Origin of the sequence: Anabaena sp. UHCC 0399 (assembly GCF_034931465.1) — a bacterium.
Taxonomy (GTDB): Bacteria; Cyanobacteriota; Cyanobacteriia; order Cyanobacteriales; family Nostocaceae; genus Trichormus; species Trichormus minutissimus.
In genome coordinates this window covers 43,921-66,744 of sequence record NZ_JAYGGZ010000040.1, presented here as the reverse complement: position 1 = coordinate 66,744, position 22,824 = coordinate 43,921, and the positions used below count along the sequence as shown (strand labels likewise).

General features: G+C 40.0%; 17 protein-coding genes and 1 tRNA gene. 8 read left to right on the top strand and 10 right to left on the bottom strand.

Annotated elements, in window-relative coordinates:
* Nucleotides 1–692 precede the first annotated feature (692 nt).
* A complete protein-coding gene (locus tag VB693_RS20275; protein ID WP_323267823.1) occupies nt 693–1,865 on the top strand; it encodes an aminoglycoside phosphotransferase family protein in 1,173 nt (390 codons plus the stop codon).
* A gap of 48 nt (nt 1,866–1,913) precedes the next feature.
* Entirely contained in the window at nt 1,914–3,008 is a 1,095-nt protein-coding gene (locus VB693_RS20270) for a T3SS effector HopA1 family protein (protein WP_323267822.1), read from the top strand.
* A gap of 109 nt (nt 3,009–3,117) precedes the next feature.
* Here the strand turns inward: VB693_RS20270 and ftsH2 are convergent, their stop codons facing one another.
* From ftsH2 to VB693_RS20230, 8 genes are all read right to left on the bottom strand, one after another.
* On the bottom strand, nt 3,118–5,004 hold the full coding sequence (gene ftsH2 / locus VB693_RS20265; protein ID WP_190701645.1) for an ATP-dependent zinc metalloprotease FtsH2: 1,887 nt from the start codon (nt 5,002–5,004) through the stop codon (nt 3,118–3,120).
* A gap of 297 nt (nt 5,005–5,301) precedes the next feature.
* Complete coding sequence (locus tag VB693_RS20260) at nt 5,302–5,796, bottom strand: hypothetical protein (protein WP_190701642.1); 495 nt, start codon at nt 5,794–5,796, stop codon at nt 5,302–5,304.
* 204 nt (nt 5,797–6,000) lie between these two features.
* Complete coding sequence (gene gltX / locus VB693_RS20255) at nt 6,001–7,449, bottom strand: glutamate--tRNA ligase (protein WP_323267821.1); 1,449 nt, start codon at nt 7,447–7,449, stop codon at nt 6,001–6,003.
* 154 nt (nt 7,450–7,603) lie between these two features.
* Nucleotides 7,604–7,677: transfer RNA gene (locus VB693_RS20250), tRNA-Asp, on the bottom strand.
* Between the two features lie 138 nt (nt 7,678–7,815).
* Nucleotides 7,816–9,315, bottom strand: a complete 1,500-nt coding sequence (locus VB693_RS20245) for a serine/threonine-protein kinase (protein WP_323267820.1) — start codon at nt 9,313–9,315, stop codon at nt 7,816–7,818.
* Nucleotides 9,316–9,363: 48 nt separating this feature from the next.
* A complete protein-coding gene (locus tag VB693_RS20240; protein WP_323267819.1) occupies nt 9,364–10,971 on the bottom strand; it encodes a serine/threonine-protein kinase in 1,608 nt (535 codons plus the stop codon).
* Nucleotides 10,972–11,410: 439 nt separating this feature from the next.
* A complete protein-coding gene (locus tag VB693_RS20235; protein WP_323267818.1) occupies nt 11,411–12,589 on the bottom strand; it encodes an esterase-like activity of phytase family protein in 1,179 nt (392 codons plus the stop codon).
* 81 nt (nt 12,590–12,670) lie between these two features.
* A complete protein-coding gene (locus VB693_RS20230; protein ID WP_323267817.1) occupies nt 12,671–14,680 on the bottom strand; it encodes a glycoside hydrolase family 10 protein in 2,010 nt (669 codons plus the stop codon).
* Between the two features lie 175 nt (nt 14,681–14,855).
* Here VB693_RS20230 and VB693_RS20225 point away from each other — a divergent pair, with 175 nt between their 5' ends.
* From VB693_RS20225 to VB693_RS20200, 6 genes are all read left to right on the top strand, one after another.
* Entirely contained in the window at nt 14,856–14,996 is a 141-nt protein-coding gene (locus VB693_RS20225) for a hypothetical protein (protein ID WP_323267816.1), read from the top strand.
* A 20-nt stretch (nt 14,997–15,016) separates the two neighbouring features.
* Nucleotides 15,017–15,487, top strand: coding sequence for a hypothetical protein (locus VB693_RS20220; RefSeq protein ID WP_323267815.1), 471 nt, complete (start codon nt 15,017–15,019; stop codon nt 15,485–15,487).
* A 635-nt stretch (nt 15,488–16,122) separates the two neighbouring features.
* Nucleotides 16,123–16,833 carry an NYN domain-containing protein gene (locus tag VB693_RS20215; RefSeq protein ID WP_323267814.1) on the top strand — a complete coding sequence of 237 codons (711 nt, stop codon included), beginning with the start codon at nt 16,123–16,125 and terminating at the stop codon, nt 16,831–16,833.
* Between the two features lie 197 nt (nt 16,834–17,030).
* A complete protein-coding gene (locus VB693_RS20210) occupies nt 17,031–17,741 on the top strand; it encodes a response regulator transcription factor (protein WP_190701718.1) in 711 nt (236 codons plus the stop codon).
* Between the two features lie 150 nt (nt 17,742–17,891).
* Nucleotides 17,892–18,983, top strand: a complete 1,092-nt coding sequence (locus VB693_RS20205; RefSeq protein ID WP_323267813.1) for a HAMP domain-containing sensor histidine kinase — start codon at nt 17,892–17,894, stop codon at nt 18,981–18,983.
* A gap of 288 nt (nt 18,984–19,271) precedes the next feature.
* On the top strand, nt 19,272–20,573 hold the full coding sequence (locus VB693_RS20200; RefSeq protein ID WP_323267812.1) for a hypothetical protein: 1,302 nt from the start codon (nt 19,272–19,274) through the stop codon (nt 20,571–20,573).
* Nucleotides 20,574–20,673: 100 nt separating this feature from the next.
* On the opposite strand, the gene VB693_RS20195 is transcribed toward VB693_RS20200, so the two are convergent.
* Together VB693_RS20195 and VB693_RS20190 are read right to left on the bottom strand one after the other, a co-directional pair.
* Nucleotides 20,674–21,819, bottom strand: a complete 1,146-nt coding sequence (locus tag VB693_RS20195; RefSeq protein WP_323267811.1) for a SpoIID/LytB domain-containing protein — start codon at nt 21,817–21,819, stop codon at nt 20,674–20,676.
* Between the two features lie 172 nt (nt 21,820–21,991).
* Nucleotides 21,992–22,735 carry a M50 family metallopeptidase gene (locus VB693_RS20190; protein ID WP_323267810.1) on the bottom strand — a complete coding sequence of 248 codons (744 nt, stop codon included), beginning with the start codon at nt 22,733–22,735 and terminating at the stop codon, nt 21,992–21,994.
* Between the last annotated feature and the right edge of the window lie 89 nt (nt 22,736–22,824).

Genomic DNA, 22,824 nt, shown 5'->3' with positions numbered 1-22,824 from the left:
AACTATTCTAATACTACAAATGGTGTTTTAGGTTTAGCTGAAAAAGGATTTGAGTTTGGCGTTATCACCTATGGTATTGATGGCATTGGACATTTAGCTAGGTCTTTTAGTTCTGCTGATGGTGGTTACTACTAATTTTCAATTTCTTGCTAAGTGACTCCTGAGCTAAATAGCTCTAGTGCAATTGTGGCATGAGCGATTAAGCGATGTAAAGTTTAATCGCCTGCATCTTATTCAACACAAATTTGAATATCTATAATTCTGAATATTATTTTCTAATTAAGCTTGAGTATATATGCAGTTTTAAAATTTATCTTTCATTAAGTAAGAGACATTTTTTTAGGCATACAGAAAATGGCAAGAATCATTATTTATGAATTGTACTCTACTGATTCAAAAAATTTTCTGACTGATCTAGATGAGGAGGATTCTAAATTAATATATGGTGGTGATAAATATGATCTTAACAAGATATCGCAATTTACAGAAACGATTTTTGAGTTTGTAGTCATAATATTGGCAATTGATAGCATTGTAGAATTAGTAAAATCATATATTGTTTCTAGTACAAAATGAACTATATCAGGATTAATCCTATCAAATATCATTGAATATTCTCCTAAATTATCTAATATAGATTCAATATTATTCTTAACATGAATCGTTATTAATGTTGTCAATCATCTAAGACTATGCCACCATTTATCCTCAGTTCTCAAAACGTATTTGAATATCTAAATTCTCTTAAATTGTGTACTCCTGATGAACAGTCATTCAGCAAAGTTGAACTAAAGGCAGCCAAAAACTTTAATCTACTAATTAACTTTCCAGAAGGGAGGAAACTGCTGGTTAAGCAAGAACGCCATAACCCAGAAGGAAAAACGGCTGGCGAGTTTTTGCTGGAATGGCAGATTCATGATTTTTTACGGCATTTTCCAGAACTTAGCTACATCCGTGCCAATTTATCAGAGGTAGTACATTTTAGTTGGGAAAATTCTATTCTTATTTTCAATTATCTTGATAATTATCGAGATTTAATGGATTTTTATGCTAAAGAAAATCTGAATTTATTTCCCATTAAAATTGCCAGAGCAATTGGCCATACTTTAGCCTCAATTCATCGCGTCTCAATTAACAATGAAGGTTATCGAGAGTTTTTCCAACATACTATTGATAATACTACTCACCAAAGAAAGTCTAATCTCAATCGTGGATTAGATAGACTAACTCCAGAAATATTTGGTAAAGTTCCTGCTGATGGGCTGAGATTTTTTGCCTTATATCAACGTTATGACAGTTTAGGTCAGGCGATCGCAGAATTAATTAATTCCTTAACTCCGTGTTGTCTCACCCATAATGATCTCAAGCTAAACAATATTCTAGTTTCCCTAGATTGGGAAGCCGCCCCTGAGGAGAAAATTATCCGCTTGATTGACTGGGAACGTGGTAACTGGGGAGATCCCGCTAATGATTTGGGAACAGTCATCGCCAGCTACCTGCAAATGTGGTTATACAGCATGGTGACAGGCAAATCTATCACCATTGATGAGTCTTTACGTCTAGCAGCTACACCCTTGTATGTTCTCCAACCTTCATTGCGAGAGTTGGTAACTGCTTACTTAACTCATTTTCCAGAAATCCTAGAACATCGTCCCGATTTCTTACAACGGGTGATGCAATTTTGTGGTTTAGCCTTAATTACCGCTATTCAAGCTCGACTCCAGTATGAAAAAACCTTTGGGAATGTCGGTATTTGTATGCTGCAAGTCGCCAAGAGTTTGTTGTGTCGTCCAGAAGCATCTATCCCCACCATTTTTGGCGTGGAAGCAACAGATTTCCATCCTGAGAGTTTATCTATCGCTTAACTCAACCTACAATTTTTTGTCTATCTCCTCATTCACAGGTCAATATCTATGCAATTATTAGATTCTGTCCAATTGTCAGATATCTCAGAATCACTGCAACTATCATTGCAAGACATCATTCATAATGTTGAAATCCAATCCCAGTATTGTATTAAGCATCCCAACTATAAACCCCTAGAATTACCGGAGTCTTCAGTCTCCCGCTTTAAAAAATTATCATCAGATTTACAGAATAAGTATTTGAGTCAGCAGTTGCGTAGTTTTCTCTACGGCATCTATTACAATGGCTCTTTAAAAAGTGTTTTGGCATCAGATGCAGAGATATCTAATTTAGCAGTCAACCAAAATCTAGAGAACAACACCTTTTTAGGTGTAGACTTAGCTTTTTATGATCGCCTACATGAAAATAATAGAGGTCAAGGCTACTGGAGTCATGCTTGGCTGGTAGTCAGAGAAGAAATAGACGGTGCTATAGCAGTTCATCGAGATGGTTTAACATTGTATGTAGAACAAGATGCACTGCAAACACCTGTTAACTTAGGGAACTTAATTTCTATCAAATTACCTAAAAACCTCGTGCAAAGCGGGTTTTATATGGCAGTTGCTGATGCAGGTGCATCACGACATCATCAAACACAGGGTCAAACTCTGGTGCGTGTCTACTTTAATGTCACTCCAGATGGTGCAGTTGCAGTCATGGATAGTTTGACAACACAACTCAATGCAATATCTCTAGAATTTACCTTTAAAGCTTTATATAACCCTGCCGATTATGAGCGTTACGACTCAGCAGTTCTGTATTTTGACAAAAATAGTTATGAACAGGTTCAGCCAGTCTTAGAGACGCTTTATAGAAAGCATGAAGCCCATTTTCGGGAGCAAGTACCCCTATTTACTAAGCCCATAGCACCAGGTTTAGCGATCGCCGAAGAACCAAAGCATAGATTTACTGAAAATGAGAGTTTCGGTACACACCGTTGTCAAATTGTCGCTAATGGTTTGCTAGCAGCTTGGCAGCAAGGTATTACTACACCATCAGGTAAGATGACATCTATTTTGCAACAGTTCTCTGCATTAAATATTGAATTGCAATGTCCTTATCTCAATGCCGACTCTGAAGATATATATACCCCTTTGAGATAGGGTCAATAAAAAAACGGGGGTAGTTTGACTATCCCCGTTCAAAGTTATCAGTGAGCAGTTACCAGTTATCAGCAGAAGAAAGCCTGATAACTGTTTACTGATTTAATAACTACAGTTGTGGAACAAACTGGACTTTTTCAGGTACATCAGTGTACTCAGCGACAATTTGACGGAACTCATCACCGTCAATGGTTTCTTTTTCAATCAGCAAATCAACTAGGCGATCGGTAACAGCGCGATTTTCCCGCATAATCTTCTTAGCGTTTTCATAGCACTGTTCAACAATTTCCCGCACTTGAGAATCAATCCGAGCCGCAATTGATTCGGAATAATCAGAACGGGTCATCCAGTCACGACCTAGGAAAACTTCCCCTTGTTGGCTTTCCAAGGACAGAGGGCCTAAATTAGACATCCCGAAGCGTGTCACCATTTGGCGAGCCATACCAGTTACTTGTTGTAAGTCTCCGCCTGCACCCGTGGTCACTTCCGCCGCACCGAAAATTATGTATTCGGCTGCACGACCACCCAAAGCACCAGTAATTCTGGCTTTGAGTTGAGAACGGGAAATTAAGCCTTGTTCTTCGTTGGGGGTAAACCAAGTTAAACCTTGTGCTTGTCCACGAGGAATCAGGGTGACTTTCTGCACTTGGTCATGGTCTTTTAATAAAGTCCCTACCAAAGCGTGTCCGACTTCATGGTAAGCAATCAAGCGTTTGCTCTTGCTGTCTACCAATGGTGTACCTTCCATCCCGGCGACAACCCTATCTACTGCATCGTCAATCTCACCCAGGGTAATGCCTTCTTTGCGTCTTCTGGCTGTGAGAATAGCGGCTTCATTCAGCAGGTTAGCTAAATCTGCACCAGTGAATCCTGGTGTGCGACGCGCGATCGCTTCTAATGATACGCTGGGGTCAAGTTTCTTGTTACGAGCGTGGACTTGTAGAATTTCCAAGCGTCCTTTAATGTCTGGCGCATCAACGGTGACTTGTCTGTCAAATCGACCAGGACGCAGTAAAGCCGCATCTAATACATCAGGACGGTTGGTAGCAGCAATAATAATGATGCCTGTGTTACCTTCAAACCCATCCATCTCGGTGAGTAACTGGTTAAGAGTTTGTTCTCTCTCATCATTACCGCCACCGATACCAGCACCCCGTTGTCTACCAACAGCATCAATTTCATCGATGAAGATGATACAAGGAGCGTTATCTTTAGCTTTTTTGAACAAGTCACGGACGCGGGAAGCACCCACACCCACGAACATTTCTACAAACTCCGAACCGGAAATACTGAAGAAAGGAACACCAGCTTCACCAGCGATCGCTTTTGCTAGTAAAGTTTTACCTGTACCTGGAGGGCCTACCAACAGCACCCCTTTAGGAATGCGTGCGCCAACAGCTGTAAATCTTTCTGGCTGTTTTAAGAAGGTAACAACTTCTTGTAATTCTTCTTTAGCTTCTTCAATACCAGCTACATCATCAAATTTCACCCCAGTTTTGGCTTCCATTTGGAAACGCGCTTTGGATTTACCAAAGTTCATGGCTTGTCCAGGTCCGCCAGGCATATTATTGGAGCGACGGAACAAAAAGAACAATCCAGTAATCAATAAGATTGGGAAAATCAGATTACCTAAAAGTCCCCAGATAGCCCCATCATTACGCATGGGATGAGCATCAAAACTAACTTGTTTTTCTTTAAGCTTACTGATTAACTCAGGCGCATTAATTGGCAAATCTACCCGCCAGCGTTGCACACGATTTTCGATATCTTGGTCACTGGCTTCAATAATCGCTGTTCTGCCGCCTTCATACAGATCGACATTGTTAACTCGACCAGCGTCTAAGTATTCCAGAAAGCGGCCATAGGTCATGCGCGTATTAGCAGCATTTCTGCTCATGTCAGCAGGATTGCCTGCAAACGCGCCTTGCCAGAAGAAAAAGCCAATTACCAAAGCAGGCAATGTCCAGAGTACGAGGACTCTCCAAGAGAATTTCATTTTAATTTGCCTCTAGATGCCAATTTACATTTAGTTATTTCTAGCAACTGTCGTCACTAGATAGTTGTAAAACGGATGTTTATAACTCCATTTTGTTTAATTTGATATCTAATCAGGCATTACCACAAAGCTGTAACTGCTCAAGTGAAATCTGAGATGCCGATAAGAATCTTAATTAAATTTAACTTAATTCTAATACAACATGGCGATCATAGGAGGGGATTGGGGATAGGGGACAAGAAAGCAGGGGGAGCAGGGTGAGAAAAATACTATTCCCAATTCCCCATGCCCAATTCCCTACTTAACTTCTGTAACTTGTAACGTATAAGGAAAATATTTATCTTTGTCGTAAGAACCGATCCAAACTTGGTAATCTCCAGGTAGCCATTCACCAACTATGCCGGGATGTTTGCCATCTAAATCGTCGTTGCACCAAGTCCCGCCAGGCCCTTTGACAATGATAGTAGTGTCTTGGGGTGCTTGTATTTGCAGTTTTAGGTAGTCAAATTTATTGGTTAATTTAATAGTGTGGTCTGGTGCTTTATCTACAAATCCAGTACATGGCCCAGTAGAGGTGTCAACTATACCAGCAATTTTGTCTCCTGCTACTAAGCCGCCACTCATACCCCGGACTGTGAGGGGGTCTGGAGAAAATTTTTGACTGATAGTGATATCTCCAAATATGGGAGGGGTTTCTTGGGCTGTGCCACCGCTTGGCAGTGCCGATATAACGCCAAGCGTAACTATCATTAAAGAGAATCGAATCCCTTCATTTAGCGTTGTTTTCGACATAGTGATTCTATAAGTATCTCAGTGTTTGGAAAGACATGAATTTTACAGCCTATGTTCCCAGTTTGAGAGGAATTGACTATGCAATTTTAGGGATTGGGGAGAAATCAATTCAAAATTCCAAATTAAATAACTGGGGACTGGGGACTGGGGACTCAGTAAAAATCTCCCTTGTCTCCCTTGTCTCCCTTGTCTCCCTTTTCTCCCCTAAACCCCTTTACTTAAATTTGCCTGATGCAAACGCGGTTTGTCTAAACCAATCTGATTGAGGAGTAACCAAGATTGGATGAGGTCGGGGCCGTGTACGTCTCCAGTTAGCGCAGCGCGGAGCGATCGCATAACTAAGCCTTTTTTGACGTTTTGGCCTTTCACCACTTGTTTTATTATGTCCTGGGCAACAGCTTCTGTAAGTTGGGATTGATTTTCCAAGGCGGTGATAATTCCTTGCAAAACATCACTACAGCCTGCTTGCTGTAATTGCTGGCTACCCTCTTCGCTGTATTCCACTGTCTCGCCAAAAAACAGTTTACTCATGTCTACAGCATCGGTTAACCGCGTCAAGCTAGCACTAAGTAACCCTACTAACTTTTCTAACCAAGCTCGGTCTCGTCCGCTATCAAATTGATATCCAGCCGCTTCCCAATAGGGGATAATTAAATCCGTAAGCTGGTCTACTGACATATTGTGGAGATATTGACTATTCAACCAATCAAGTTTTGCCCAGTCAAATTTCGCCCCGGCTTTATTGACGCGCTCAAAACTAAACTCTTTGGCGGCTGATTCTAATGTAAATATTTCTTGTGTAGAATCTGGTGGCGACCAACCCAACAAGGTCATGTAGTTAACCAAACCTGCCGATGTAAAGCCCATTCGCTGAAAGTCAGAGATGGATGTCACCCCATCCCGCTTGGAAAGTTTCCGTCCCTCCATGTTTAAAATCAGGGGCGTATGGGCAAATTCAGGAATTTTTCCCCCCAATGCTTCATAAAGTAGAATCTGCTTGGCTGTGTTGGCGATGTGGTCTTCCCCTCGAATCACATGACTGATTTGCATATCAATGTCATCCACTACAACCACAAAATTGTATAGAGGTTGACCAATACCTTCCTCAGAAGCGCGGGCGATGACCATATCACCACCTAAATCACTACCGCGCCAGACCATTTTGTCCCTTACTAGGTCATTCCAGACAATTTCCCGGCCATCCTCAATTTTAAAACGAATCACAAAACTACGCCCTTGGGCTTGTAATTCCGCTTCTTGTTCTGGCGTGAGGTGACGATGGCGGTTGTCGTAGCGAGGGGCTTCACCTTTAGCTTTTTGCGTTTCTCGTAAGGCTTCGAGTTCTTCGGACGTGGTGTAGCAGCGATAGGCTAAACCTTGATCGAGGAGTTTTTGTACTGCTTGTTTGTACAGGTCTAGACGTTGGGATTGAAAGAATGGCCCTTCATCCCAGTTGAGTCCCAACCAACGTAATCCTTCCAGAATATTTTCTGTATATTCAGGACGCGATCGCTCTAGGTCTGTATCTTCAATTCGCAAAATAAACGTCCCGCCGTGGTGACGAGCAAACAACCAGTTAAATACAGCTGTTCTAGCTGTACCAATATGTAGATTCCCAGTGGGACTAGGTGCAATTCGGACTCTGACAGTCACAATAGTTCTCTCTTTCGCAAAGCAATGATTACTATAACAAGTGCTGAGTGGTGAGTTATGAGTGCTGAGTAATAATTTTAACTCTATACTCAAGACGGCTGACTCCGAGTGGATTAAACCCAGCACCAGTTACTGATAAATCGAAACATCTTAACGGGACTGACGGGGCTCGAACCCGCAACTTCCGCCGTGACAGGGCGGTGCTCTAACCAATTGAACTACAGTCCCTTAATTGGCAACTTCCCTATTATGACTAAGATAAAAGGATTTGTCAAGCTAAATTTGGTAAATTTTTTATTCATGATTGGGCCTTGGGCATTGCATTGTATTTTTCTTCCCCTGCTGTCCCCTGTCCCCTGTCACCTATCACCTATCACCTATTTTCTCTAGCATCTGAGACTGCAATTGCTTATACTGTTGTTTGAGAAGATTTTTACTCAACTGGGGTTGAGTAGTGGGGGGAAGTTTTTGACTTTGTTCTACCCAAACTTTCAGCTTTTGCCTTTGGCTGATATCAATGTGGCCTGTAAGAACTTGGGTGCATTTGTTGGGTGGTTCTAGGGTAAAGCACATCAGAGGATAACTGTCATGGTCAGCTAACAATGACACTAGACGACGGTTGTAGGGATTCTGCATATCTAGGTAGCATGGTAGCCACTTAGCCCCAAATGCTTGAACGTAGAGTAGTGTTACCCACAACAGCATAGGATGGGGTGATGTAACAAAAATAAAACGGTTGTTTAGTTTTGAATTTTTTTGCTGTTGAATTTCTGTTTCTGGCAACATTAATAATAATGTTACCGCAGTTCCCTGAGTAGTAGTCAGTAGTTGGGGAAAAACGATTTTTTGTATAGGTTTATTTTTAGGCCAAGTAAATTGTTGAAAGTTTTTTTCGACTGCTAAAAAGAATTGAGAATCCAGAGGAATTCGAGGTGTGCTTCTAGGGGTTAAAATAATAGGTATATTGGCACATTGGGATTGTTCTATGCTGTCTAAGACTTGCAAGACTTCTCGAACATCTTGGGGGCGATCGCTAGCTTTTTTAGCTAAACAAGCCATAATTAAATTATTGATCTTTTGTGGTATTTTTAGTTGTGGGCTAACTTCTGCTATTGTTCGCGGGTTTTCAAAGTGATGAGCTTTATACCAAGCACCAAATAAATCTGTTTCTGGCTGCCAAGGTTTAACACCAGTGAGCATCTCAAACATCATCACACCCAAGCTATAAATATCAGAGCGACTATCTGATTTTTCCCCTTCTAGTTGCTCAGGCGAAGAGTAGGGTAAAGTGCCATGAAATCCTTTGTTAGTGCTAAGTGTAGCTGTATAATTTAAAAATTTTGCAATGCCAAAATCGAGAATCTTTACTAACTGACCTAATATAGGATCTGGCACAACTAATATATTTGCTGGTTTAATATCTCGATGAACTAAAGGACAAATCTTACCATCAATTTGAATTCCTTCATGAGCGCACTGTAAACCTAAACAAATTTGACGCGTCAGATTTAAAAATCTAGGGAATGGTAAGGGAGTTAAGTCTTTTAAACTCTTACCATTGAGATATTCCATGACATAAAATGGTTTCCCTTTCTCACTGACACCATAATCGTAAGCTCTGATAATATGGAGGCTTTTTTGGCTCAAGGCTGCACTCATCAATGCTTCACGAAGAAAGTCTTTTTGAATTTTGGCATCAGATACAGTTTGTGTCAGAAATTTGATCGCAACTGGTGTCCCTCCTAGAAGCATATCAGTGGCTAAAAAAACTTCCCCCATCCCACCGCTACCAATTAATTTCTTCAATTGATAACGGTTAACAATCAGTCCTGTATTTTTTGGAGATGCAAATGTACTTTGATTCACTTTATGTAACCTCTAATATCACCCTTATCTTCAAAATATATATAAAAATCATTTATTGTTTTTATACCTAAACAATTGCATAAAATTTTCAATTATTTGAGCCAACCAATTTTTTAAATAAAATCTATCAATTGATTTGTTAGCCACTAAATTTTGCATGATTTCTAATTTAATTTTTTCATATTCTACTCTGAGTATAGCCTTAGCTTCTTCAGATTTAATTGATGCAGTTCCTTGCGCATTTTGAGTAAACTTCAAGCAATTTAATAATTGCTGACGCTGTTTAGCATTGAGTGTTAAAGTAATGACATGAGCGCAATTATTAGGCTCTTCTAGGGCGAAAAATAGTAAATGATAATATCCAGTATCTGCCAGGGTTTGGACTAATTTTTGTCCTTTATTTCCGTTTAAATCTATAAAAGATGATAACCAGCGAATTAGAGATAGTTGGGAATCATATAACACTGTTACCCATAATATCATCGGATAAGCTGATATTTGTTGCATAAATTCAGTGCTATGATTTCTACTTAAAAAGCTAACAATTTCTTGTTTAGGTAACATTGCCCAGTATGTAGGAATAATACCTTGAGTAGTATGTAGTAGATGAGGAAACCCAATTGTCTGAATCGGTTTATTTTTAGGCCATGTTTTTTGTAAACATTCTTTTTCTGAGATGGAAGTCACAGGTACTAACTGTACTGTAGGTAAGCTTTCCCACACATCACTATTGCCAACATTTGTCTCAATTTTGTTTTTAAATTGCTCTAGGACTTGTAATATTTGATGAATATTTTGTGGGCGATCACCTACTTCTTTAGCTAAACAATTCATCACTAATTCTTGTAATTCCTGCGGAATTTTTAATTGAGTATCAACTTCTGTCAATGCAGGTGGAGTTTGAAAACGATGAGCTTGATACCAATTACCAAAGGAGTTACTTTGTGTTTGAAATGGATGTTTTGCTGTTAACATTTCAAACATTAATACTCCCAAACTATAGATATCAGAACGGACATCAAGTAATTTGCGTCCTTCCATATGTTCTGGAGAGCAGTAGGGTAAACTGCCAATAAAAGAATCTGTTAGTGTCATCCCACTGCGTTCTGTCAAAAATTTAGCAATGCCAAAATCAAGAATTTTGACAAGCTCATTTTTTTGGGTATCTGTGGTCAGAAATATGTTCTCAGGCTTGATATCTCTATGTACAATTGGATAAATCTCACCTTTTAGGGTAATACCTTGGTGAGCGCATTCTAAACCCAAACAAATTTGATAAGAAATATCTAAGAATTTTCCGATTGTTAATGCTTGAGCTTTCAATATTTGCTTCAGGTTTTTACCTTGAAGATACTCCATCACATAAAAGGGAGTTTTATCATCAGTGACTCCATAACTCAAGACTCTGACAATATGTTTGCTTTTACGCCCTAATTGTGCGCCAATAAAAATTTCTCTGGCAAAGCGTTGAGATAACTGTTGATTTGCCAAACTTAGCATGAGAATTTTTAATGCGACTTGTTTACCACCCTTAGCTGTATCTTCTGCTAAGTAAACCCGTCCCATACCACCTTTACCAATCAAATCTATTATTAAATAGCGATTGTTTAAAAATTTTCCAATATAAACATCTGGCTCTGTTCTTGAGTTGACCATATTTGGAAATTTTACGCTATCAAATAATTTTCAATTACTTTAAGAGTTCATTAGTTATTTTTCAGATTTTATTAAATTTATAAAGTTAAGTAATCTGAAAATTGCTGTCAGAAACAGCTTATGTTCTAACATAGAATTTTGCTCATACTTCGGCAAAATCCCTTAAACATTATGTAACATATTGTTTAAACAAAAGATATGAGAAAATTTACGTAATCCCTAAATAAACTAAATTGACTTTAATAAAAATCACAGTAATTTTACTTAATTAATAAAATCGCATATAATTCAGCAGTAATGTGTCACAGTGCTACACTAGTATTAACAATACAATCATAAATTAATTTAGGAACTTGCATCATTTTTTTTCGTTAAGAGCCAAGAACACTGATTTATTTGAAAAGCTGAGGTGATGAATTAGCTCAATTTTCACACATCTTTACTTTTGCCAAAAAATACGATGAAATAAACTCATAATGGGTGATTCAATTTTAAGTTGAAAAGCTAAAAATTGAGTACGTTGTATAGTATTAAAATTGTTATCACTGACGAGAATTAAAAGGCGTTGTTTATTCGGTAGTTGTGGGCCAAGAGTTAAACCTTCTATATTGTCTAGTGCTACATCAAGAGTTCTTAAATCTAACAGTAATTTTTTTTGTACTGGTTTAATTTTTGTAGTATTGACTGCTAATAAACTATCTATATTGTTAATATTATTTGCTGCTGCTAAAGAGAACTGAAACAAAAAAACAGTAAATCCTAAGCCAGTAAAAGAACGTTCTACACTGAGAAAATGTCCTTGATTATCTAAGGCGAGTAAATCAGTTAATCCACTGGCAAATTTACCTGTGGGATTAAAAAAACTGGTTACTGGTTCAGTTTGGTAAAAGAACTCTTTTTCTGGTTGATTATTATTGAGATTATATTGCAAAATGCGGCAAGAAGTACCAATGTTAGGTTCAGCTATTACCCCATCTTGGATGAGAGCATTTTCTGTAGCAGTAAACAACGATTGGTTATCAGGTGTAATGGTGAGGCTTTCAAAGGCTAAATTATTACGTATGCCTTGCTTGCCATTTTTGTTAGGTAAAAACTTTTGTGGTATGGGTAGTGTTTGAATGACTTGACCAGAAGCTAAGTTAAACTCTTTAATAAAAGGTGCAATCAATCTATTAACATCACCTTCAGAGGAAATCAAGACTGTTTCATCTCTGGTGACAGCAATACCTTCTGTATCAGTTGCATTAGCGGGGAAGGGTTGATTGTTATCGTTTAATAGTGTGGTGACACCAACAGGAATAACTCCCCCATTTTGCAAATAACCTTTATTTAGCTCTATTTTAAAAGTGTAAAAACGGGCAGGGGCTTTTTGTCCACGGTCATCGGAGATTGCATAATAAAGGTCTGTTTTAGCATCGTAGGTAATGCCAGATAAGCCTCCAACTTCAGTTTTTTGGAAGGATAAACCTTTTGGTAAAGTAGCTTCTCCGATAAATTCGATACTGCTAATTTCAACAGCACCTGTTTCTAAATTAATTAAAAAGAAGCTGATAATTAAAATTGCGATCGCTAGATAAATAATTTTGGGTAAATGCCAGATTTTTTTCAAAAATTGCATAGATGGAAGGCTAATTGGGTTGATAGTAAGTCTTTAGTGCTTATTTTAGAAGGACTAAAGTCCTTACTACAAACTTGTTGATTAACTCACGGTAATTACTACACCCTCGCTTTCATTGGCTAATCTATCTACTGCACACACAGCGTAAGTTCCCGCCTGCACAGTGGCGAAAGTTGTTCCAGCTGATAATATTCTTTGTAGCGTCCAAGTTTCCCCATTTTGACGGTAGAGTGTCCATGAACGTACAGGTTGATTATCTCCGGGTTGCCAATTGAGTCTGCGGTTGTTGACTTGTAGTTCTTTGGGTGGGGGTGGTGCAGATTGATTTTGCCAAGACATTGTAGGTACTATGGCAGGTGTGGCATAAAGTGAGCCTTTAAATTTATCAGCGATACTTTGACGATTTTCAGTAATGGAACTCATGCTGAAGAAGATGTTCCCTAGTGATAAATCTTTGACTAAACTGCGGCTGATTTTTACTTGCTTTTCTATCTCTTCATCTTTCCAAGCTTTACCATCCAATTGTGAAATGTTATTACCTGTGTAAATGTGTCGTTTTTGGAGATTAATTTCTGTCCACCATTTGAGTAATGCAGGGTAACTTTGTTTAGGTTGGTCAGTCCGCCAATATAATTGCGGGGCGATATAATCAATCCACCCCTGTTCTAACCATTTTTTAGCATCAGCATACAATACATTGTAAGCATCTAAACCAGTGATTCCTGGTGGTTGTCCAGGGCGGTAAATCCCGAAGGGACTGATACCAAATCTTACATGAGATTTTGTAGCTTTAATTCCCTGGGATAGACGCAATACCATTTGATTGACATTTTCTCGCCGCCAGTCTTCTACACTGAGTTTACCCCCGGCTGATTTATAAGCAGCGTAGGTTTTATCATCGGGAAAAGATTGACCTTGGATGGGATAGGGATAAAAATAATCATCGAGGTGAATAGCATCTATGTTATAGCGGCGGACAACATCGATGATTACGTTGTAAGCTCTATCTTGAACGAGTTTTGAGCCTGGATCCATCCATAACTGATTACCCCATTGATATACTACGTCTGGATTGCTTAAAGCTATGTGGGGACTAACGTTAGCAGCACCTTTAATGCTCGTTTTGGCGCGGTAGGGGTTGAACCAGGCGTGAACTTCGATGTTGCGTTTGTGGGCTTCGGCGATTGCAAACTCTAATGGATCGTAAAATGGTTCTGGGGCTTTGCCTTGAGTTCCCGTTATCCAAGCACTCCAAGGTTCAATAAAGGAAGCATACAACGCATCACCTTCTGGACGCACTTGTAAAATGAGAGCATTAAAATTCAGTTCTTGTAGTTGCTTGAGAATCTCGACTAGTTCCGCTTGTTGTTGTGCTACAGGTAGTCCAGCTTTGGAAGGCCAGTCACTATTCCAAACTGTTGTTAGCCATGCACCCCGAAATTCCCGTTGATGACTAACTTTGACAGTGCTGGCGGAAGGGGGTGGGGGAACTACAAGATATGTAGAGTTAATCTTTTGGGCATTACCGAGATAAACTAAGGCTTGATAGACTATAACCGCGACATCAGCACGAGTAGCCGCAATCGTGTAGTTAAGTAATTTGATATTGGGAAAGCTAGAGACTAAACCTGCACTAGTAGCGATCGCAATTTGATTGCTACCATAACTAGGAATAGTCGCCGTATCTTGATAAATTTGCGGTAATTTGTCTAATAAATCGAGTTTAATCTTAGTGGCAATTTCCAAGCCATTCACCAAAGCGACTAAGACATCACCACGCGCAATTCTGTTATTGAGTCCGAAAGTTTTATCGGGGTAGCCAGTTAAAAATCCTGTTTCGTAAGCTTTTTTAACTGCACCAGCCGCCCAATGATTAGCCGGGACATCACTAAAGGAGATATATGGACGCTTTGCAGCAACGTTAAATACAGCTGCAACTATAGCTGCAAACTCAGCGCGAGTGACTGAGTTATCGGGGCGAAAAGTACCGTTAGGATAGCCATTCAAAATGCGTCTTTCCGCCAAGGCTTCAATAAATGGACGCGCCCAATGGTTTTGGACATCCGAGAAGCGTGCAGTAGTAGATACCATTGTTGATTGCCGCTAACTTGCTTGATTTTAGAGATTCTTTGCTAATTTAACAACCAAGCTGCGATCGCTACCTTAATCGCGTATAAATTTTCACATTTAGCAATATTCCCCTAGTTTACTGTTGAGAATGGGTAGACCTCTGGCAAAAGTCCGAAAATGAGATGTGTCATTCTGAATGAAATGTAGAATCTTTGAGATGTTTCGCTTCGCTCAACATGACAGCTTCAGCATTTATGCAAGAGGTCTGGTGTGTTATGCGATCGCTTCCGGCGGGCGGTTACGCCATCGCACTAAGCTAGCTAAAATAGCAACATGAAGTCGTCTATGGTCTAACAAATGGGGAAGAAATCACTAAAATCACGATTTTTTATCTTATTTGTACTGAGCTTAGTGAGTATTTTGGGTATATTTTATATTTTAGATATAGCAGAGCGATCGCCTATAGTGCGTTGTCATTCTTCGTGGGCTTTTCCTCAACCCAAAGAAGTTAAGTATTATACCCATCCCGAAAAAATAGTATTTCAGCCTTGGTTGGGACAGCATAATGTTTACGCTGTATTTATGATTCCCCAAGAATATCGATATGATTATCTATTCAGGCTAGATTTACCTGGTGGGGAAAATACTCGCTGCGGGGTAATACAACGAGCAAATCAATCTGTTATTGCTGATGTTGATGCCAAGCCAGGATATTATTTAGTAAGAGGATATTTAAAGACTAGGATTGCTTTGCGTCTGATTTTACAAGGACATCTAAGTCAGCTAAAGCAAACTCAAAACTGGCAATTAGGGTATTTTAAAAGATAATTATTAGTGATTGGGGTTTCCTTTTTTGACTTCTTTATAGCCTCTATTATCTGTGATTATTTCACTATTTAACCAACCCGCTTACTCGAAAAGACTGGGCTAATAAAATATCATGAATAATTCATAATTAGTGGATAAATATCGATTTATATGCGCGATCATTAACATTAAAAAATAAACTTAAAATATTAAAAAAATCTAAATTAATTGGTTTTATCTTCAAATCTTAACCATTAATTATTTTTACTAAAACTTGCCACATCAATATATAAATATTGCCTTAATGTAAGAAATTTTAAAGACAGAGGTACAATAGGAATAAGATGCCAATGGTTTCGCCACAGACCATGACAGCAAGTTGCTTTCGTCCAATTACTTCTGTAGCAAGTTGATGTGCTGTAGTGGTATGAAAAGAGCAGCATATCGACAGAGGGGATATCTCGTAAAACTTGCCTTAACAAGAGCTAAACGCTCTTGGTCATTAAACCTTGGAATCTCAAAAATGAACAAGATTTGAGTGTATTTGTGTCAAGCAACTGCATATATTTTTTTGCCTTGCTGATGATTTATCAGTACAGGCAACCTATTGTCAATTAACCCTTCAGCCTTGCAAGATTTAACATCCAGAGGAATCAATGACTAACACAAGTTTTACCAAAACAAGCAATATGTATAAACCCCTGTCCGAAGAACCTCATTTGTCAGGGAAAATTCAGATAAAAAATGGTAATAAAAGTGAAATTTCCAGACAGCGAGAACCCAGAAATGATTTAGCTGTAACAAGTGATTCAAATCGTGGTCGAGTAGCTATTTTTATTGACGGTATCAATCTGTTTAATGCTGCTTTACAAATTGGTATTGAAATCGATTATCTCAAATTACTTTGTCATTTAACCGCAGGTTCACGATTATTGCGGGCATTTTTCTACACAGGAATTGATATCTCACGACCAAACAATAACCGTCCTCGGAGTAACGACAAACAACAGGGGTTCTTATTTTGGATGCGTCGTAATGGTTATCGTGTAGTGACAAAAGAAGTCCAAGTTACAGATAACTCCAAAAGACCCAATTTGAATGTAGAAATTGCCGTAGATATGATTACCTTAGCTCCCTACTACGATACTGCGGTTTTAGTGAGTGGAGATGGCGATTTAGCATATGCTGTTAATGCTGTCAGTAGTACAGGCGTGCGGGTAGAAGTCGTGAGTTTGAGAACGATGACAAACGACTGTTTAATAGATGTTGCTGACTATTTCATTGACCTCGATAGCATTAAACAACATATTCAAAAAGATGCCCACATGGGGTATAGCTATCGAACACTGTCTAATTCCAATCTCTAGAAAAAGAACACATTGTCAATTTTTAGAGTAAATTACGACCTACATCAAGCTCAAAAGCGATGGTGTAGGTTTTTTGCTGAATTAAATGCAGCGCAATCCGCAATCCAACAAAGCAACGCAAATTTTGGGTTTCCTCATCCCTACAACTAGAGTACAATGACAATCCAGAAACTCTGCGTGGTCAAATTCTAATCAAGATGGATATTTTAATTGTTGAGGATGAATCAGAAATTGCTCAGTTAATCCAACATTCATTAGAAAAAGAAGGATTTACTTGTCGCAGTAGCCGCGATGGAATCAATGCTTTACGAATGTTTCAAGAGCAATCACCAGATTTAATTATCCTAGACTTAATGATTCCTGGATTAGATGGTTTGGAAGTTTGCGCAAGAATTCGTCAAAAACCTGGTGCAAAAGACCCTTATATTCTCATGCTGACGGCTAAGGGGGAAGAAATAGATCGGGTAATTGGTTTATCTACGGGTGCGGATGACTATATGGTGAAACCCTTTAGTCCTAGAGAATTGGTAGCTAGAGTGAGGGCGTTGTTGCGTCGTAGCCTGCGTCAAGGGGGACAAACTCAGGTTAACCGTACCCAACACTTTATAGTAGATGTAGACCAACGCACTGCCAGCCGCCAGATCAATTCCCAAGCACCAGAAATCTTAGATTTAACTACTCTAGAATTTAACTTGTTAAGTAACTTTGTCAGCAATCCGGGTCGAGTTTGGAATCGTACCCAGCTAATTGACAAACTGTGGGGAAATAATTTCTTTGGTGATGAGCGTGTGGTAGATACTCATGTAGCGAGGTTACGTAAAAAAATTGAGACTGACCCTGCTAATCCCACTTTTATTAAAACTGTAGTTGGGGTTGGTTACAAATTTGAAGATTCCCCCCCGGTTTAAAAAGTGCTGAGTAGTGAGTAGTGAGTAATGAGTAATGAGTAATGAGTACAAGCTTGGTAAAGTAGATTAGTAATAAATAAGGCGTAAATACAGGTAGACTCACTCAGCACTCATAACTCATAACTCATAACTCATGACTTTCTCAACATAATGAAATCCTTACCCTTAGCATCGCGCTTGTTTGTTTCCCACTTGGTAGTGATGATAGTGGGGTTAATTAGCCTTGTGATCATTAGTAAGGTTTCTTCCCCCCGTTTTTTCATTTTGCATTTAGAAACATTAGAAAGTAGGGGATTTAATATCGTTCATAGTCGCACAGAATTAGTGCAGGGATTTGAAATTGCTTGGTGGCGTAGCACTCTCTGGTCGGTGTTTGTGGGTACTAGTGCGGCGGGAGGTTTGAGTTACTGGGTTTCTCAACGGATTATGCAGCGATTAACTGAGATGGAACAAATCACTCAACAGTTTGCAGCCGGTCATTTAGAAGCACGATTACCTTTATCTGACATTCCCGAACTCAATCGACTGGGTACTAGTTTTAATCGCATGGCGGATAGTTTAGAGGGAGTGGAAATACGACGACGAGAACTAATTGGTGATATGACTCATGAACTGCGGACACCGTTAACTGTGGTACGTGGTTATTTGGAGGAACTGGCGGATGGGGCGATGGAAGCATCCCCGGAAGTTTATCGTCGGTTGGTTAGAGAAACCAGACGTTTAGAACGTTTGGTCAATGATTTACAAGAACTTTCTAAGGCAGAAGCTGGTTATTTACCGATTAATATTCAACCTGTAGATTTATATCCTTTACTAGATTCATTGGTACAGAGATTTACTGATCAGTTAATGGAAGATGGCCCGGTGCTGCGTTCAGAATTGTCCGCACAATTACCACTGGTGTTAGCAGATATCGATCGCACTGAACAGATTTTAGTGAATTTGTTGGGGAATGCAGTGCGTTATACTACCAACGGCTCAATTACTCTCAGTGATTGGATGGAAGCAGGTAAACTATGGATAGCAGTTATTGATACAGGTATTGGTATTTCTCCAGAGGATTTACCTCATGTGTTTGAGCGTTTTTGGCGAGCTGATCAATCGCGCGATCGCCATTCTGGAGGAACGGGGATTGGTTTAACTATTTCCAAGCGTTTGGTTGAATTACAAGGTGGTCAAATTCAAGTAGAAAGTGAACTAGGAAAAGGTTCTATTTTCCGCTTTTGCTTGCCTCTAGCGTAGATACAAACGATTGTCACAGTCTGGTTGTATCTACGTCATATTCAACTGTTAGGTTAAAGGGATACAAACACTTTACTCAAGACTAGAGGATCATCTGGCTTCTATGTCTACCCTAATTTTCGCTACTTTGTTGGTCAGTTTAATCACTGCGTCTGGTTACGCTGCGATCGCCTACCTGTTTCCTCAGAATAATTCTCACGACTAAATTATTCATGGGTGGGTGGTTAGCCCAAAACCAAACTTTATACTTAAGGAAAGGCGAATAAATTTCAATAGGAGAGGAGAGCAATGACTCCCAATCCCACTGTTATGCAAGCTGTGGAAAAACTGGGCTACCGCGTCACCGTTGGAGATGTGGCAACTCAGGCTGGATTGAACTTAGCAGAAGCTAACCAAGGATTACTAGCTTTAGCCACCGACGCTGGAGGACATTTACAGGTAGCAGAAACTGGTGATGTTGTTTACTTATTTCCTCGGAATTTTCGAGATATTCTCCGGAATAAATACTTTAAACTGAAATTGCAAGAATGGTGGCAGAAGCTATGGGGCGTTCTGTTTTACTTGATTCGGATTTCCTTCACGATTTTTCTAATTGCTTCCATTGCTTTAATTACTATCACTATCATTGTGATTATTACTGCTCTCAACTCCAGTAGTGATAATGACAACCGGAGCAGCAATTCCAGTAGTAGTTGGGGATTTTTTTATATTCCTGATTTGTTTTGGTACTTTAACCCCAATCATCAAAATTATCCCGAACAACGGCGGCGTGGCAGGCAACAAGACAGCCAAATGAATTTCTTCGAGGCTGTATTTTCCTTTTTGTTTGGTGATGGAAATCCTAATGCACGTCTAGAAGAACGCCGTTGGCAAGAAATAGCCGCAGTGATTCGGAGTAATCGGGGTGCAATAGCAGCAGAACAAATTGCGCCTTATCTTGATGATTTGGGTGCAGGATATCAACAGGAGTACGAAGATTATATGTTGCCCGTGCTGTTGCGATTTAACGGGCAACCAAAAGTTAATTCTGAAGGACAAATTGTATATTATTTCCCAGAATTGCAGGTGAGAGCTAGCAATAAAAAGCAGGAATCTGTGTCAACCTACCTAGAGGAATTACCTTGGCGGTTTAGTGCGGCTGGTTCTGGGCAAATTATGCTTAGTGCTGGATTGGGTGTAGCTAATCTTGTGGGTGCTTTGGTACTGGGAAGTTTATTAAGAGATGGTATAGTTGCGGCTCAGTTAGGTGGACTAGTAGCTTTTGTCCAAGGAATTTACTGGCTTTTATTGGCTTATGGTATAGGTTTTTTAGGTGTACCTTTGATTCGTTATTTTTGGATCAAGTGGCGTAATGGCAAGATTTTAACTCGTAACCGCGATCGCATTTCTAGAGCCAGACTATTAGCCAATCCCAATCCAGATTTACAGCAAAAGATTGATTACGCTCGTCAGTTCGGCACGGAAACAGTGATTACTAATGAAAATTTGGTGTACAGCACTGAAACTGACTTACTGGAACAAGAAGTAGAGCGTTCTGCACAAATTGACGCAGAATGGCAAAGGCGATTAGAGCAAGGGAGTGGGGAGTAGGCAGGGAGCAGGAGGGCAGGGGGAGAAGAATCTAATGCCCCCAATGCCCACTCAGCACTCAGCAATCAGCAATCAGCACTCAGCACTCAGCACTCAGCACTTACTTCGCCTTAATAGGTGTGAGGGCGACACCGCGATAATAATGTCCGAGGATTTGGAGGTGGTTAGCACCGCGTAAGGCTAAATTATACGCTCCCCATTGGCTCATGCCTAAACCGTGACCAAAACCTAAGCCTTGGAGTAGAAAATTACCATCGGCTGCTTTGGTGACATTAAACCGAGTGCTTCTCAGTTTGAGTGCTGTGCGGACTTCTTCGCCGCGCAGTACCTTTGTACCTTTATCTCCAACGATTCTTAAAGCTTTTACACTCTTAAAAGGCGAAAATGCCTCCGGAACTACTTGTTGAACATTGCCCACCCCAGCGATTCTGGTACTAATTTCCGTAGGTGAAAAGGTGCGTTGCCAATTACATTCTTTGATGTTTTGATCGTAGTCTTCTACTGCACGCAGGTAAGGCAGGGGATTTCCCCAAACATCTTCTACGTTTTCGGTATGTCCTCCCGAACAAGCATGAAAGACTGAGAGAATGAGATTATTTTGATAAGTTAATACTTGCCCAGCCGTAGTATCAACTGCGCCATAAGTGGCGGCAGATTCACTACTTACGCCTTTATAAATTTGCCAGCGATCGGGACTATCACCTAAATCATAAACGGGGTTTTTACGCTGTTCTTGTCGCTTGTAAAGTGCATAAGTACGGGCAGCGATCGCCTGAGCTTTGAGGGCTTCTTGTGGCCAGCTAGAACTCATTTCTGCGCCGATAACGCTGTAGAGATATTCTTCTAAATCTACCCAGTTAACGACATCGATACCTTTGTCTGTGGGGACAACTAGAGTTCTACCGCGATACCAGCGATCGCCAATATACACGAATCCTTTCCCTGATGGTTCAATCCAAAATAAGCCAGATTGCCATTTATCTAAAGCTACACCTCCAGGTACGGCTTGAGCATAAAAAGCACTCATGGCTGGTAATTGTCCTAGAGTTCGCCCGGTACTGTCTTTGACAATCGCGGTTGTGGAACTGCCAACTTTAGTTTGATTGACTCCCCTCTCAATAGCTACACGCAGAATCACAGAAGCTTGAGCCGGAGCAACCAAAGCTATCCACAATAAAGCACCTAACCACCAATGACGTATTTTAAGCTGGGATAATAAAGAGCCGAATAACAGTTGAAATTTCATGCTGATTATCTAATCACAAGTATCTGTTGGTAGCTCTGGACGATGATGTCCATAAATTAAGATAAAACAATTCCCCGATGTCGGAGGTTGCCACCTCCTTCATAATTATGCAATGGGTTTTAGTTAGTCTCCTGTGTACAAATCAGCATTTCTCGTGTCAGATTTTTAATGACTATACGGAACGATAGGCTATGCGGAGACTTTGTACGAGAATAATTAAGGATGCGATCGCCATTAATCCACCCCAAAACCAATAAGGTAACAACAAATATTTTTGCATCTGGGCTGTATCAGAAAGTCCTAAAGGGCCAGCTGTGCTGCTAAATAAATAATCTAGTTGGTGGTAGGTACTCACACAGGCTTGTACGCCTAAAAATTGGATGGCAAATCCTTGCATCCATTGGGGGGCTTTATAACCAATGCCTAAAATCATTAAACCCAATAGAGGAATTGCCACAAATCCAAACGGGGAACGTACCCAAATTAATGTAGAAACTAGTAAAAAACCTCCGAGAATTTTGAGACTCAAGGAGGCAGTTTTAAAATTACGAGACGCTAAAATTAAAGCTGCGCCAGCTAGTGGTGGCCCCATTGGCCCGGCGGCGGCGACTAAGAACGGGCCAAGGGGAGCTAATGACGAACGGAGAGCATAGGTTGCTACCCCAGAACCATTACTAAAAATTTGTAATTGCTGAAACTTTCCCCCTAATAGTAAGGCCATCAGCCCGTGACCCATTTCGTGAAACCACGTAGCTAAAATACTAAAAGGGTATAAAATATAATTACCTCCCGGCACTTGCCAGAGGACGGCTGTAGCGATCGCTGCGCCTACTAGCCAAGTTAGCTCCATACGTTCAACCACTGGCGGAGCTTCGTTAGTAAATAATTTATAAAAATCTTTTCCTGGTTCGCTCATACTAATTCGTAGTTCGTAATTCGTAATTATTACTATTTTGGACGGTTATTAGGTTGTAGGGGTTTCAGGGCTGTAAATACCTACACCCT